Origin of the sequence: Pseudomonas fluorescens (genome assembly GCF_002022275.1) — a bacterium.
Classification (GTDB): Bacteria; Pseudomonadota; Gammaproteobacteria; order Pseudomonadales; family Pseudomonadaceae; genus Aquipseudomonas; species Aquipseudomonas fluorescens_AJ.
In genome coordinates this window covers 331,082-346,168 of sequence record NZ_MSDF01000014.1, presented here as the reverse complement: position 1 = coordinate 346,168, position 15,087 = coordinate 331,082, and the positions used below count along the sequence as shown (strand labels likewise).

Annotated in this window: 13 protein-coding genes; 10 read left to right on the top strand and 3 right to left on the bottom strand. The window is 60.3% G+C overall.

Annotation, left to right across the window (positions count from 1 at the left end):
- Window positions 1–17: 17 nt before the first annotated feature.
- The 8 genes from BFW87_RS09815 to BFW87_RS09780 all read left to right on the top strand — a co-directional run bounded on the left by BFW87_RS09815 (window position 18) and on the right by BFW87_RS09780 (window position 9,159).
- Window positions 18–797, top strand: coding sequence for a gamma-glutamyl-gamma-aminobutyrate hydrolase family protein (locus tag BFW87_RS09815; RefSeq protein WP_078739660.1), 780 nt, complete (start codon window positions 18–20; stop codon window positions 795–797).
- A 39-nt stretch (window positions 798–836) separates the two neighbouring features.
- Window positions 837–2,195, top strand: coding sequence for a glutamine synthetase family protein (locus BFW87_RS09810; RefSeq protein WP_078739659.1), 1,359 nt, complete (start codon window positions 837–839; stop codon window positions 2,193–2,195).
- Between the two features lie 58 nt (window positions 2,196–2,253).
- The gene (locus BFW87_RS09805) at window positions 2,254–3,618 is read left to right on the top strand and encodes an aspartate aminotransferase family protein (protein WP_078739658.1); all 1,365 of its coding nucleotides are present in this window, start codon (window positions 2,254–2,256) and stop codon (window positions 3,616–3,618) included.
- A 193-nt stretch (window positions 3,619–3,811) separates the two neighbouring features.
- Entirely contained in the window at window positions 3,812–4,906 is a 1,095-nt protein-coding gene (locus BFW87_RS09800) for a polyamine ABC transporter substrate-binding protein (RefSeq protein ID WP_078740034.1), read from the top strand.
- 151 nt (window positions 4,907–5,057) lie between these two features.
- Complete coding sequence (locus BFW87_RS09795; protein WP_078739657.1) at window positions 5,058–6,152, top strand: polyamine ABC transporter substrate-binding protein; 1,095 nt, start codon at window positions 5,058–5,060, stop codon at window positions 6,150–6,152.
- Window positions 6,153–6,218: 66 nt separating this feature from the next.
- Window positions 6,219–7,361 carry an ABC transporter ATP-binding protein gene (locus BFW87_RS09790; RefSeq protein ID WP_078739656.1) on the top strand — a complete coding sequence of 381 codons (1,143 nt, stop codon included), beginning with the start codon at window positions 6,219–6,221 and terminating at the stop codon, window positions 7,359–7,361.
- A complete protein-coding gene (locus BFW87_RS09785; protein WP_078739655.1) occupies window positions 7,358–8,278 on the top strand; it encodes an ABC transporter permease subunit in 921 nt (306 codons plus the stop codon). Before BFW87_RS09790 ends, BFW87_RS09785 begins: the two co-directional genes overlap by 4 nt.
- On the top strand, window positions 8,275–9,159 hold the full coding sequence (locus tag BFW87_RS09780; protein WP_056860728.1) for an ABC transporter permease subunit: 885 nt from the start codon (window positions 8,275–8,277) through the stop codon (window positions 9,157–9,159). The genes BFW87_RS09785 and BFW87_RS09780 overlap by 4 nt, the downstream gene beginning before the upstream one ends.
- A 132-nt stretch (window positions 9,160–9,291) precedes the next feature.
- Here the strand turns inward: BFW87_RS09780 and BFW87_RS09775 are convergent, their stop codons facing one another.
- Window positions 9,292–9,933 carry an HD domain-containing protein gene (locus tag BFW87_RS09775; RefSeq protein ID WP_078739654.1) on the bottom strand — a complete coding sequence of 214 codons (642 nt, stop codon included), beginning with the start codon at window positions 9,931–9,933 and terminating at the stop codon, window positions 9,292–9,294.
- A 288-nt stretch (window positions 9,934–10,221) separates the two neighbouring features.
- Here BFW87_RS09775 and BFW87_RS09765 point away from each other — a divergent pair, with 288 nt between their 5' ends.
- Window positions 10,222–11,187, top strand: a complete 966-nt coding sequence (locus BFW87_RS09765) for a GlxA family transcriptional regulator (protein ID WP_078739653.1) — start codon at window positions 10,222–10,224, stop codon at window positions 11,185–11,187.
- Here BFW87_RS09765 and BFW87_RS09760 read toward each other — a convergent pair.
- Window positions 11,165–11,518 (bottom strand): carboxymuconolactone decarboxylase family protein, encoded by a 354-nt coding sequence (locus tag BFW87_RS09760; RefSeq protein WP_078739652.1) that lies wholly within the window; start codon window positions 11,516–11,518, stop codon window positions 11,165–11,167. The genes BFW87_RS09765 and BFW87_RS09760 overlap by 23 nt on opposite strands.
- A gap of 99 nt (window positions 11,519–11,617) precedes the next feature.
- On the opposite strand from BFW87_RS09760, the gene BFW87_RS09755 reads away from it, so the two are divergent.
- The gene (locus BFW87_RS09755; RefSeq protein WP_078739651.1) at window positions 11,618–12,520 is read left to right on the top strand and encodes an AraC family transcriptional regulator; all 903 of its coding nucleotides are present in this window, start codon (window positions 11,618–11,620) and stop codon (window positions 12,518–12,520) included.
- A 113-nt stretch (window positions 12,521–12,633) separates the two neighbouring features.
- On the opposite strand, the gene BFW87_RS09750 is transcribed toward BFW87_RS09755, so the two are convergent.
- Window positions 12,634–14,988, bottom strand: coding sequence for a penicillin acylase family protein (locus tag BFW87_RS09750; protein ID WP_078739650.1), 2,355 nt, complete (start codon window positions 14,986–14,988; stop codon window positions 12,634–12,636).
- Window positions 14,989–15,087: the final 99 nt, after the last annotated feature.

The following is a 15,087-nucleotide window of genomic DNA, read 5'->3' as shown; positions in this document are numbered from 1 at the left end:
TAATACCGGGGTGCTTCATGTCTCGCCTGCCGTTAATCGGCGTGACCGCCTGCTCCAAACAGGTTGGTCTGCATGCTTATCACATCAGTGGCGACAAATACGTCCGTGCAGTCGCTACCGCTGCCAAGGGCTTGCCGTTGATCATTCCGTCCCTTGGCGATTTGCTCGACCCGGCCAATATTCTTGACGGCCTGGACGGCATCCTGTTTACCGGCTCTCCTTCCAACATCGAACCCTTTCACTACGACGGTCCGGCCAGCGTGCCCGGGACTGCTCATGATTCTGCACGCGACCAGACCACGCTGCCGTTGCTGCGCGCCGCCATTGCGGCCGGCGTTCCTGTGCTGGGTATCTGCCGGGGCTTCCAGGAAATGAACGTGGCGTTTGGCGGCAGCCTGCACCAGAAGGTTCATGAAGTGCCGGGCATGATGGATCACCGCGAAGACGACACCCAGCCGCTGGACGTCCAGTACGGCCCGGCGCACGCCGTGGCGATCTCCCCGAATGGGGTATTGGCAAGCCTGGGGTTGCCGCAGACGATTCAGGTCAACTCGATTCACAGCCAGGGCGTGAACCGCCTGGCCGCCGGGTTGCAGGTGGAAGCCACCGCCCCGGATGGCTTGATCGAAGCTTTTTCTTACACGTCGGGCAAGGCTTTTGCTTTAGGAGTGCAATGGCACCCCGAATGGCAGGTAAGCTCTAACCCGCACTACCTCGCGATCTTCCAGGCCTTTGGCACGGCTTGTCGAAAGCGGGCGATGCAACGCGACGCGGATGCTGCGTCAACTTACGCCTGACCTTTAATGGATGTCAGGAAACACAGCCCAGAGGCATTTATGAGTAACAACCTCGACCAGCTCACCGATTGGTTGAAAGACCACAAGATCACAGAAGTCGAATGCATGATTGGCGACCTCACGGGCATCACCCGCGGCAAGATCTCGCCGACCAACAAGTTCATTGCCGAAAAAGGCATGCGCCTGCCCGAGAGCGTTCTGTTGCAGACCGTGACCGGCGACTATGTCGAAGACGACATCTATTACGAACTGCTCGACCCGGCCGACATCGACATGATCTGCCGCCCCGACCAGAACGCTGTTTACCTGGTGCCATGGGCCATCGAGCCGACTGCCCAGGTGATCCACGACACCTACGACAAGCAAGGCAACCCGATCGAGCTGTCGCCGCGCAACGTGCTCAAGAAGGTCCTCAAGCTGTACTCCGATAAAGGCTGGCAGCCCATCGTGGCGCCGGAGATGGAGTTCTACCTGACCAAGCGCTGCGAAGACCCGGACTTCCCGTTGCAACCGCCGATCGGCCGTTCCGGACGCCCGGAAACCGGTCGCCAGTCCTTCTCTATAGAAGCTGCCAACGAATTCGACCCGTTGTTCGAAGACGTCTACGACTGGTGCGAACTGCAGGAACTGGACCTCGACACGTTGATCCACGAGGACGGCACGGCGCAGATGGAAATCAACTTCCGTCACGGCGATGCCCTGTCCCTGGCCGACCAGATCCTGGTGTTCAAGCGCACCATGCGCGAAGCCGCGCTCAAGCACAACGTGGCCGCCACCTTCATGGCCAAGCCAATGACCGGCGAGCCTGGCAGTGCAATGCACTTGCACCAGAGCATCATCGACATCGCCACCGGCAAGAACGTTTTCTCCAATGAAGACGGGACCATGAGCCAGCTGTTTCTCAACCACATTGGCGGCCTGCAGAAATTCATCCCTGAATTGCTGCCGTTGTTTGCCCCCAACGTGAACTCGTTCCGCCGCTTCCTGCCCGACACCTCGGCGCCGGTAAACGTGGAATGGGGCGAAGAAAACCGCACCGTGGGCCTGCGCGTACCGGATGCCGGCCCGCAGAACCGTCGCGTGGAAAACCGCCTGCCGGGCGCCGATGCCAACCCGTACCTGGCGATTGCCGCCAGCTTGCTGTGTGGCTACATCGGCATGGTCGAAGGCCATAACCCGAGCGCGCCGGTGGTGGGCCGTGGTTACGAGCGCCGCAACCTGCGCTTGCCGTTGACCATCGAAGACGCCCTGGAACGCATGGAAAACAGCAAGACCATCGAGAAGTACCTGGGCCAGAAATTCATCACAGGCTACGTCGCGGTCAAGCGGGCCGAGCATGAAAACTTCAAGCGCGTGATCAGTTCGTGGGAGCGGGAATTCCTGCTCTTCGCCGTCTGATGCGCCGGGCGCACTGTGGGAACAGCGCGCCCTCACCTGAAACATCTAGGAGATTGGTATGTCCAGCAACAACCCGCAAACCCGTGAATGGCAAGCCTTGAGCAGCGATCATCACTTGGCGCCGTTCAGCGATTTCAAGCAATTGAAAGAGAAGGGCCCACGGATCATCACCAAAGCCCACGGCGTTTACCTGTGGGACAGCGAAGGCAACAAGATCCTCGATGGCATGGCTGGCCTGTGGTGCGTGGCGATCGGTTACGGTCGCGATGAACTGGCAGACGCCGCCGCCAAGCAGATGAAAGAACTGCCGTACTACAACCTGTTTTTCCAGACCGCCCACCCGCCGGTGCTGGAATTGGCAAAAGCTATTTCCGACGTTGCGCCGCAGGGCATGAACCATGTGTTCTTCACCGGTTCCGGCTCCGAAGGCAACGACACCATGTTGCGCATGGTCCGCCATTACTGGGCGATCAAAGGCCAGCCAAACAAGAAAACCATCATCAGCCGCAAGAATGGCTACCACGGCTCCACCGTGGCCGGCGCCAGCCTGGGCGGCATGACCTATATGCATGAACAGGGCGACTTGCCGATCCCGGGCATCACCCACATCGCCCAGCCTTACTGGTATGGCGAAGGCGGCGACATGAGCCCGGAAGAGTTCGGGGTATGGGCTGCCAACCAGCTGGAAGAGAAGATTCTGGAAGTCGGCGTGGACAACGTCGGTGCCTTTATTGCCGAGCCGATCCAGGGTGCCGGCGGCGTGATCGTGCCGCCAGACACTTACTGGCCGCGCATCAAGGAAATCCTCGCCAAGTACGACATTCTGTTCGTCGCTGACGAAGTGATCTGCGGTTTTGGCCGTACCGGTGAGTGGTTCGGTAGCGACTTCTACGACCTCAAGCCGCACATGATGACCATCGCCAAGGGCCTGACCTCGGGTTACATCCCCATGGGTGGCCTGATTGTTCGCGACGACGTGGTGGCGGTGCTCAACGAAGGCGGCGATTTCAACCACGGCTTTACCTACTCCGGGCACCCGGTGGCGGCGGCAGTCGCCCTGGAAAACATCCGCATCATGCGCGATGAAAAGATCGTTAGCCGCGTTCACGACGAAACGGCACCGTATTTGCAGAAACGTCTGAGGGAACTGGCTGATCACCCGCTGGTGGGTGAAGTTCGCGGTGTGGGCATGCTCGGGGCGATTGAACTGGTGCAGGACAAGGCCACGCGCAAACGTTACGAAGGGAGGGGTGTGGGCATGATCTGTCGCACCTTCTGCTTCGAAAATGGCCTGATCATGCGCGCCGTAGGCGACACCATGATCATTTCGCCGCCGCTGGTGATCAGCAAGGCTGAAATCGACGAGCTGGTAAGCAAGGCTCGCCAGTGCCTGGACCTGACTTTGGCGGCATTGCAGGGCTAAGTGCTAGGCTCAGTGCGCAGCGGCTTTCGGGTGCTGCGCACTGAGCAATTACAAATGAGGCTTTGGTTGAAAGCCGGCCTCGGAACTTGCCAGACTGTCGCCCTGTTTTGTTGCCCTTAGACGGGCCGCTTAACGATGAAGAACGTGGCCCAAAAAAGAAAAATTGGAGCATCACCAAATGAAGGCATTAGGTTTGAAGAACGCTGGCAAGACCCTCCTCGCCTTGTCCCTGTTGGGCGCAATGGCGGGCGCGGCCCAGGCAGACGATAAAGTGCTGCACGTGTACAACTGGTCCGACTACATTGCACCGGACACCATCGCCAACTTTGAAAAAGAGTCGGGCATTAAAGTGGTGTACGACGTTTTCGACAGCAACGAAACCCTGGAAGCCAAGTTGCTGGCAGGCAGGTCCGGTTACGACATCGTCGTACCGTCGAACAACTTCCTCGCCAAGCAGATCAAGGCCGGCGTTTACCAGGAGCTGGACAAGTCCAAACTGTCCAACTACGACAACCTGAACAAGTCCCTGCTCAAAGCCGTGTCGGTCAGCGACCCGGACAACAAGCACGCCTTCCCGTACATGTGGGGCTCGATCGGTATCGGTTACAACCCGGAGAAGGTCAAGGCCGCACTGGGCATCGACAAGATCGACTCCTGGGACACCATCCTCAAGCCTGAAAACCTCGCCAAGCTGAAAAGCTGCGGCGTGAGCTTCCTCGACTCGCCAACCGAAATGCTGCCGGTTGCGCTGCATTACCTTGGCCTGCCGACCGACACCCAAAAGAAAGAAGACCTTAAGCAAGCCGAGGCCTTGTTCCTCAAGCTGCGTCCATCGATTGGCTACTTCCATTCGTCCAAGTACATCTCGGACCTCGCCAACGGCAACATCTGCGTAGCCGTGGGTTACTCGGGTGACGTGCAACAAGCCAAGTCCCGCGCCGCTGAAGCCGGTGGCAAAGTCAAAGTGGCCTACGACATTCCGAAAGAAGGCGCCGGCAGCTTCTATGACATGGTCGCCATCCCTAAAGATGCCGAAAACGTCGACGCGGCTTACAAGTTCATGAACTACCTGCTGAAGCCGGAAGTCATGGCCAGTATTACCAACAGCGTGCGTTTCCCGAACGGTAACGAGAAGGCAACCGCACTGGTCGACAAAGACATCACCAGCGACCCGGGCATCTACCCGCCAGCGGATGTGCAGGCCAAGCTCTACGCCATTGCCGACTTGCCGGCTGCAACCCAGCGTGAAATGACACGCAGCTGGACCAAGATCAAGTCGGGCAAATAAGCCTTGAAGCATGTGGGAGGGCAGTTTGACTGCCCTCCCACAAATTAAATGACAGAAAGTTTTTGCCGGATCGGTTTATCGAGGGTAAGTTGCGCGCCGGTTTTGTTGCCGGGAGACAACTTCGGGCCCAACTAGTAAAGAGGACCTTCACTTGCCAATTTCTTTATTTCGCAAAGCCATGCTGGCGGGTGCAGGTATCACGCTGGCTATCAGCGTGCAGGCTGCACCGACTGTGCATATTTATAACTGGTCTGACTACATCGGCACCGACACCCTGGCCAACTTCGAAAAGGCCACGGGCATCAAGCCGGTGTATGACGTGTTTGATTCCAACGAAACCCTGGAAGGCAAGTTGCTCGCCGGGCGCACCGGTTACGACGTGGTCGTTCCGTCCAACCACTTCCTTGGCAAGCAGATCAAGGCCGGGGCGTTTCAGAAGCTCGACAAGTCATTGCTGACTAACTATTCCAACCTCGACCCGGCGCTGCTCAAACGCCTGGAAAAGAACGACCCGGGTAACCAATACGCTGTGCCGTACCTGTGGGGCACCAACGGCATCGGTTACAACGTCGATAAAGTGAAGGAAGTGCTGGGCGTCGACCATATCGATTCCTGGGCCGTGCTCTTCGAACCGGAAAACATGAAGAAGCTTGCCACGTGCGGCGTGTCGTTCATGGACTCGGCGGATGAAATGCTGCCGGCGGTGCTCAACTACATGGGTCTGAACCCCAATAGCACCAACCCGGACGACTACAAGAAGGCTGAAGAAAAACTGCTGAAAGTGCGGCCTTACGTGACCTACTTCCATTCGTCCAAATACATCTCGGACCTGGCCAACGGCAACATCTGTGTGGCGGCGGGTTTCTCCGGTGATGTGTTCCAGGCCAAGGCCCGTGCGAAAGAAGCCGGCAAGGGCATCAACATCGCCTACGCCATTCCGAAAGAAGGCGGCAACCTGTGGTTTGACGTGCTGGCGATTCCGGCAGATGCCGCGAACGTCAAAGAGGCCCACGCCTACATCAACTATTTACTGCAACCTGAGGTGATCGCTCAGGTCAGTGATTACGTCGGTTACGCCAACCCTAACCCTGGGGCGGACAAACTGATGGAGCAATCGATACGCACCGACGCAGCGGTTTACCCACCGCAGGCGGTTCTCGACAGGACCTTTGTGAACTTCGAGCTACCCCCGAAAGTGCAACGTTTGATGACCCGTAGCTGGACCAAGGTCAAGACGGGCAAGTAAGGCTAAAACTATCCAGGGTTCGTCCGTATTGGACGTTCTGCACTCTTTTTTTTGGGAGTTTCGTAAATGGCAGTTGCCTCCGGCGCCTATAAGAAAGCCCTCGAGGGCGACCAGACACCGAAAAAGGTGCTGGTCAAAATCGACCGGGTCACGAAGAAGTTCGACGAGACGATTGCTGTGGACGATGTGTCCCTGGAAATCAAAAAAGGCGAGATCTTCGCCTTGCTCGGCGGTTCGGGTTCGGGCAAATCCACCCTGCTGCGCATGCTCGCAGGCTTCGAGCGCCCAACGGAAGGTCGCATTTACCTCGACGGTGTGGACATCACCGACATGCCGCCGTACGAGCGGCCGATCAACATGATGTTCCAGTCCTACGCCTTGTTCCCGCACATGACCGTGGCGCAGAACATCGCCTTTGGCCTGCAGCAGGACAAGATTCCCAAGGCCGAAGTCGACGCCCGCGTGGCCGAGATGCTCAAGCTGGTGCGGATGAGCGAGTACGCCAAGCGTAAACCGCACCAGTTGTCCGGTGGCCAGCGTCAGCGTGTGGCGTTGGCGCGTTCCCTGGCCAAACGTCCGAAATTGCTGCTGCTCGATGAGCCGATGGGCGCGCTGGACAAGAAGCTGCGCTCGCAGATGCAGCTGGAGTTGGTGGAGATCATCGAACGCGTTGGCGTGACCTGCGTGATGGTGACCCACGACCAGGAAGAGGCCATGACCATGGCCGAGCGCATTGCGATCATGCACCTGGGCTGGATCGCCCAGATCGGCAGCCCGATCGACATCTACGAAACGCCTACCAGCCGCCTGGTGTGCGAGTTCATCGGCAACGTCAACATCTTCGAAGGTGAAGTGATCGACGACGCCGAAGGCCACGCGACCATCACCTGCAAGGACCTGGACCGCAACATTTACGTCGGCCACGGCATCAGCACCTCGGTGCAGGACAAAGCGGTGACGTACGCGATCCGTCCGGAAAAGCTGCTGGTGACGGCCGAAATGCCGACCTGCGAGTACAACTGGTCCAGCGGCAAGGTGCACGACATTGCCTACCTGGGTGGTCATTCCGTGTTCTACGTGGAACTGCCGAGCGGCAAGCTGGTGCAATCCTTTGTCGCCAACGCCGAGCGCCGTGGCCAGCGACCGACCTGGGGTGACCAGGTCTACGTGTGGTGGGAAGACGACAGCGGCGTGGTACTTCGCTCATGAATATGAAGAAGTTTAAACGTCGCCTGCAACGAATAACGCCCGGTGGCCGGCACGTGGTCATCGGCATCCCGTTTCTCTGGCTGTTCCTGTTCTTCGCACTGCCGTTCTTTATCGTTCTGAAAATCAGCTTTGCCGAAGCCGACGTGGCGATCCCGCCGTACACCGAGATCTACACCTTCGTTGAGCAGAAGCTGCAACTGGTGCTCAACCTTGGCAACTACGCGATGCTCGGTGACGATGAGCTCTACATCGCCGCGTACCTGGGCTCGCTGAAGATGGCATTTTTCAGCACGCTGTTGTGCCTGCTGATCGGCTACCCGATGGCCTACGCGATTGCCAGCGCGCGCAAAGAGATGCAGACCGTGCTGGTGCTGCTGATCATGATGCCGACCTGGACCGCGATTCTGATCCGCGTGTATGCGTGGATGGGCATCCTCAGCAACAACGGTTTGCTTAACGGCTTCCTGATGTCGATGGGGCTGATCAACGAACCGCTGCAGATCCTCAACACCAACATCGCGGTGTATATCGGCGTGGTCTATTCGTACCTGCCGTTCATGATCCTGCCGCTCTACGCCAACCTGGTGAAACATGACCAGAGCCTGCTGGAAGCCGCGTCGGACCTGGGTTCGAGCACGTTCAACAGCTTCTGGAAAATCACCGTGCCGCTGTCCAAGAACGGCATCATCGCCGGCTGCATGCTGGTGTTTATCCCGGTGGTGGGCGAGTTCGTGATCCCGGAACTGCTCGGCGGTCCGGAAACCTTGATGATCGGTAAAGTGTTGTGGCAAGAATTCTTCAACAACCGTGACTGGCCGGTGGCGTCTGCCCTGGCGGTGGTGATGCTGGCGATCCTGATCGTGCCGATCATCCTGTTCAACCGCAGCCAAGCCAAAGAGATGGAGGGCAAGATATGAAGCGCTTCAGTTTCTCGAGTTTCATGCTGGTGGCGGGGTTGTTATTCATCTACCTGCCGATGCTGATCCTGGTGATCTACTCGTTCAACGAATCCAAGCTGGTGACAGTGTGGGGCGGTTGGTCGATCAAGTGGTACGTGGGCCTGCTGGACAACACCCAGTTGATGGGCTCGGTGGCGCGTTCCCTGGAAATTGCCTGCTACACCGCCGTGGCGGCGGTGGCGCTGGGCACCCTGGCCGCCTTCGTGCTGACGCGCATCAGCCACTTCAAGGGCCGCACGCTGTTCGGCGGCCTGGTGACGGCGCCGTTGGTCATGCCCGAAGTGATCACCGGTCTGTCGCTGTTGCTGCTGTTCGTGGCCATGGCGCAGATGATCGGCTGGCCGCAGGAACGTGGCATCGTCACCATCTGGATCGCCCACACGACCTTCTGCGCGGCGTACGTGGCGGTGGTGGTGTCGGCGCGCTTGCGTGAGCTGGACCTGTCGATCGAAGAAGCAGCGATGGATTTGGGGGCGCGGCCGTGGAAGGTGTTCTTCCTGATCACCATCCCGATGATCGCGCCATCGTTGGCGGCGGGCGGCATGATGTCGTTCGCGCTGTCGCTGGATGACCTGGTTCTGGCCAGCTTCGTATCGGGCCCGGGTTCGACCACCTTGCCGATGGAAGTGTTCTCGGCCGTGCGCCTTGGGGTTAAACCCGAGATAAACGCCGTGGCCAGCCTGATTCTGTTGGCAGTGTCGCTGGTGACTTTCCTGGTGTGGTTCTTCAGCCGTCGTGCGGAAGAGATGCGCAAGAAGGCTATTCAGCAAGCGATCGAAGAAGCGGCGGCGGATGGCTGGCAACAGCCCGACAAGCGCCGCGCGCCTGCGCCGGTCTAACTGACGGAACGGGAAACAAAATGTGGGAGCTGGCTTGCCTGCGATAGCGGTGTATCAGTCGACTGATGTGTTAACTGATAGACCGCTATCGCGGGCAAGCCCGCTCCCACAGTTGATTGCGTTTCAGGCTGATTAAGCAGTCCACGGCGACTTGCGAATAACCTCCACAAAATTCATCGGCCTGAACCCCGGCTCCTGATCCACCAGCACATCCGTCTTCACGTTGCCAAACGTGGTTTGCGGACGATGGCGCAAGCCGTCGGCAAACGCGCAGATGATGCACTCCTTGAACCCTTCACCGCGCGGGTGCGCATGCACCACGGCTTCGCGCTGCGCGGTCGGAAACGCTGCGTAGTCCATGCCCAGCACGTCCATTTCCACACCCGCGGTTACCAGCGCGACGGTCGGGCGCAGATGCTGCGGCACGCCCGGCGTGGTGTGCAGGGCGATGGACAGCCAGACTTGCTCGATATCGTCGTCGCTCAGCCCATAAGGTTTGAGGAAAGCCGCCGCTGCATTGGCGCCGTCCACTTCAAAACGCTCGTTGTCACTGCGATGGCCTTCCACCAGGCCCAAATCATGGAACATCGCGCCGACGTACAGCAGCTCAGGGTTGTAGGCCAGCTGCTTGCGCTCGCCGCTCAACGCGCCGAACAGAAACACGCGGCGGGAGTGGTGGTAGAGCAGGTCGGATTCGACGTCGCGGATGTATTCGGTGGTGGCCTTGGCCAGGGCGCTGTCCGGGATCTGGATGCCGGCGATGGTGGTGCTCATGGTCGTTCTCCTCAACAAAGCGCCGGGGGTGGCGCCGATGAGTCCAGTCTGGTCGCGTGCCCGCGACGGGGCTATCGGCACGAGGGAGCGATCCCGGCCAATGTGCCTTCACATCGTGCCAAGGGGTTTTCTGGATGCACTCAATCAAATGTGGGAGCTGGCTTGCCTGCGATAGCATCACCTCGGTATACCTGATACACCGAGGTGTCTGCATCGCAGCGGTGCGGCGGTCCGACAAGCCAGCTCCCACAGGGTTTCGGGTTCACTCAGTCATAAAGGTCATCACCCATGGGCAAAACCGTCGCCATCCTGATCTTCCCCGGCGTCCAGTCACTGGACGTGACCGGCCCCATGGATGTGTTCTGCGAGGCCAACCGTTTCCTGCCGCCCGAAGATCATTACCAGCTTGAAGTGCTTGGCCTGGGACACGGCAGCATGGCGGCTTCCAACGGCCTGTCGCTCCAGGCCCACCGTCACTACAGCGAAGCCCTGCAAGCCTACGACCTGCTACTGGTCGCCGGCGGCCCGCAATTGCCCTTCGAAGACTTTGGCGCCCCGTTCGACGACTGGCTGCGCGGTGCAACTGCCCGGGCGCAGCGCTTCGGTTCCATCTGCAACGGCGCTTTCATGCTGGCCCGCGCCGGGCTGCTGGAGGGGAAAACCGTCACCACCCACTGGAACGATGCGGCTGGTTTGGCGCGCCTGTGCCCCACCGCCCAGGTCGACGCCGACCGCCTCTACGTGCAGGACGGCAACCTCTACACCTCGGCCGGGGTCACGGCGGGCATCGATTTGTCGCTGTATTTGCTGGCCCAAGACCACGGCCCGGAAGTCGCGTTGAGTGTGGCCAAACGCTTGGTGGTGTTCACCCAGCGTTCGGGCGGGCAGTCACAATTCAGCCCTTTCCTCACGCCCCACGCCGAAACCACCTCGGCGGTGGCATTGGTGCAGCTGTACGTGCTGGCGAACCTGACCGGCGATTTGACCATCGCCGACCTGGCCAAGGCGGCCAATATGAGCGCGCGCAATTTCTCCCGGGTGTTTTCCCGTGAAGCGCGGATTACGCCGGCGGAGTTTGTCGAGCGAGCGCGGGTAGATGCGGCGCGGGTGATGCTCGAAAGCAGCCCCGCACCGCTGAAAACCGTGGCCTATCAATGCGGCTTTCGCGACGCCCAGCACATGCGAGGTGTGTTCAACCGTCGGCTGGGCGTCACGCCACAACAGTTTCGACTTAACTTTGCGGCGCCGGTTTGAGCGTGTCGTAGGCTTCCAGCGCGCGCAGCGAGTAGATGTACGCCGCACCCGCATTCAACGAAATGGCGGTGGCGAGGGTTGCAGCGACTTCTTCGCGAGTGGCGCCGGCCTTGATGGCTGCGTCCGCGTGCACGCCGATGCAACCGTCGCAGCGCGTGGTGATCGCCACGGCGATGGAAATCAGTTCACGGGTCTTGGCATCGAGAACATCGTTTTCCTCGGCAGCTTCGCCCAGCGCCATGTAGGCTTTGACCATCTTCGGGTTGCTCTTGCCCAGTGCGCCAAAGGCTTTCTTCACGGTAGGCAGCAAGTCGGACCAGTTATTGAACATTGCGGTAACTCCTGAACAGGTGGGGTGTGAAGCCAGTCTGTGCTGTTCGGGGTTGGCGTCATTGTTCAATCCGCTCATCTTTTTGACCGATGCTCGCAAATGAATTCGATCGACACGCTAATCGCGCTGGCCAACCTGCGCGGCAGTCTGGATTTACGTTGCCAGTTCCAGGGCGACTGGGCGCTGGACCACGCGCCGGAAAACCTCGGTGTGGCGCCGTATCACATCGTGATCAGCGGCACCTGCCGCGCCGAGCTCACGGGCGGCCAGCACGTGACGCTGGAGGAGGGCGATATCCTGCTGATGCCCGGCGGCGCCACGCATCTGCTGCGCAGCCAGGGCGCGCGCATCCGGCCGATGCAGCCGACGGTGATCGACGGCGGGTTGCTCCCGGTGCACCGCTTGGGCGGTGAGCGGCCTGAGGTGGATATGCTCTGCGGCAGTTTTCACTACAACCGTCAGTCATTGCTGTTTGGGGCGTTGCCGGAGTATCTGGTGGTGTCCAGTCGGGAGTGGCAGGGCGATGGGCAACTGGCCGCTTTGATCGCGCTGTTGCGCAGTGAAGCGGACGGGCAGCAATTGGGCGCACGTTCGTTTATCGACGCGCTGTCGTCGGCGCTGTTCACGCTGATTCTGCGCACCTGGCTCACCCGCCAGGCGCCGGTGGCGGGCACCTTCGCATTGCTCGCCGACAAACGCCTGAGCAAAGCCTGGCAGGCGATGCTGGCCGAGCCGGGTCATGAGTGGACCATCGACAGTTTGGCTGGCGCTGCGAGCATGTCGCGGGCGACGTTTATGCGTGCGTTTGTGAAGGTTGCTGGGGTGTCGCCGTGGGTGCTGCTGACGCAGTTGCGTATGGAGCTGGCGTTTAACCTGCTGCGTCAGTCGCGGTTGAGCTTGATGGATATTGCGGCGCAGGTGGGGTACCAGTCGCAGGCGGCGTTCAGCAAGAAATTCAAGGAGACCTACGGTGAGGCGCCGGGGCGACTCCGGGCACAGTAGCCGCCACACCGCGGTTAAAAAATGTGGGAGCTGGCTTGCCTGCGATAGCGGTAGTTCAGTCACATCGCTATCGCAGGCAAGCCAGCTCCCACATTAATCGGGTTTACAGGCTGCTACCGGGCTGGCAGTAATTTCAGGGTTCCGCGCGTATTCGCCGTCACTTCCTCATCACTGAAATGCGCCTGTTCATACCCGCCTTCAATGTAGGTTTGCGCCTGGTCGCCATAGTGCGAATCAAACGGCACGCCGCTTTGCCCCACCGGGTTGATGGTCAGGGCGTGGGTCGGGTCGGCGAAGTCGATCAGGCGGCGCGTTGACGGCCCGTAGGTCACCGGCCACGGTGCAGGGCCAATCGCGGCGGATTGGTTATTCGGCACTTCGTGGCTGCCGGGGGCGGGGAAGGGGCCGACGTTGAAGATCACATCCAATGGCTTTTGCATGCCCAGCGGGTGGCCGTGGGTCAGGGTGTGGGCTTTGCCCCACAGCCATTGGTTCGGGTCGTCGCCGAAAGTGGCCTTGAGGTGGGCCAGGCTGTTGTCCCAGGCGAGTTTGACGGTGTCGGCGCGCTTGCCGTCCCACCACGGAGAGTCAGGTGAAGCGGCCAGGCGTGGCAGCGCTGCGTCGATTACGCGGGTGCTGAGCAGGGTTTTGAACAGGTTGTCGCCGAGCTTGGGGTGGAACGCCGCATCGGTGAGGTTGAACAGGAACTGGTTGAACAGCGTGGCGCTGGTGGAATCGAGCGGGTAGTCGCCTTTCCATGCCGCCAACTGATCGACCAGCTTCAATTGCGCCGGGTCCTTGACCACTTCACGCAGCACCGGCAACAACGGCGCGAGCAAGCGTGGGCCATAGGCGGTGGTGGTGCCCAGTTGCAAAGCCTGGCTGTTGTTCACGTCCCACTTCACGCTTTTGTCGCTCAGCTGCGCATTCAACTGCTGGCCACGGTCAGCCAGGTTGTAATAACCGGGAATCTCCATGCCGGTGGGCGACACCGGCTGCGCATTGGCCGACACCACATACCCCCGCGCCGGGTTTTCTTCCTGGGGGTTGGCGCTGAAAGGGTAGAACCCCAGTTTGTCCGCCTGAGCGCTGCTGCCGTCGAGGATAAAGCCCGGGTTGACCCCGGCCGGGCGGATCGGCAACTGCGCCGCCGCCCACCAGCCGATATCGCCCTTGGCATTCGCCCACACAATGTTCAGCCCCGGCGCTGAGACTTTGGCCGCTGCCGCGCGGGCCTTGGCCAGGGTGTCGGCGCGGTTGAGCTGGTAGAAACCTTCGAGAATCGGATTTTGCGTGTCGAGGAATGCCCACCACATGGCAATCGGCGTCTTGCCGGCGTTTTCGCCGAGCACGTCATTGATGATCGGGCCGTGGGGCGACTGGCGCAGGGTGATGGTCACCGGCGCCTGGCCCTTCACGGCAATCTGCTGCTCGCTGCCTGTCATGTCGACCCATCTGTCGTGGTACCAGACTTGGTTAGGATTCGCCGGGTTGACCTTTTCGGCGATCAGGTCGAGGTCATCGTTCTGGAACATGGTCAGGCTCCAGCCGAAGTCCAGGTTGTGACCCAGGAACGCCACCGGCACCAGCGCGTTGTGATAGCCATACAGCTCAAAGCCCGGCGCCGACAGCTGCGCTTCGTACCACACCGACGGCACCGAGAAACGGATATGCGGGTCACCCGCCAGCAACGGCTTGCCACTCTTGGTGCGGCTGCCGCTGATGGCCCAGGCGTTGCTGCCTTCGAACTGCGGCAAGCCGTTGTCGGCCAGGGCCTTGTCGCTGAGGGTGGCAAGGGCGCCGAGGCTGTTCCAGTCGCTGGCGGCCAGGTTCAGCGCGCCTTTTGGTTGCCAGTCGAGGTCGAAGACTTTCAGGTAGTCGCCGCCCAACTGGTCGCGGATGTACGTCAGCAAGGGTTCTGTGCGAAACGCGGCGGCAAAGCTGTAGGCCAGATAACCGGCGACGCTGATGGTGTCTTCGGCGGTAAAGCGGCGTTTGGGAATGCCCAGCACGTCGAATTCCATCGGGCTGGGGTGGCTGTCCTGATATTGGTTGATACCGTCGAGGTAGGCTTGCAGCGCTTTCCACGCAGGCGAGTCGTGGTCCATCTGTTCCACGTAACTCAAGGCGCGCTCGCGAATGCGCAGGCTGCGGAACAGCTTGTCGGTCTCCAGCACCTTGGGCCCCAGCACTTCGGCGAGTTCGCCACGGGCCAGGCGGCGCATGATCTCCATCTGGAACAGCCGGTCCTGGGCGTGCACGTAGCCGAGGGCGCGGTAGAGGTCGGCCTCGTTCTCGGCGCGGATGTGCGGCACGCCACGGTCGTCGTAGCGCACGGTGACCGTGCCTTGCAGGTTGGCCAGGGTTTCAGTGCCCTGGCGGGTCGGTTGCTTGCTGTAGACATACCAGCCGGCACCGGCCATGAGGGCGGCAATCAGCAGAGCGAACACGGTCAGGCTGCGTTTCATGGACGGTCCTTGAGTCAGTCACCTTGAAGGTCAACGGAGTCTAATGGGTTTGGCGAAGGCTCGGGGAATTGCTGCTGTGACAGCCGAGGTTCAAGTGGA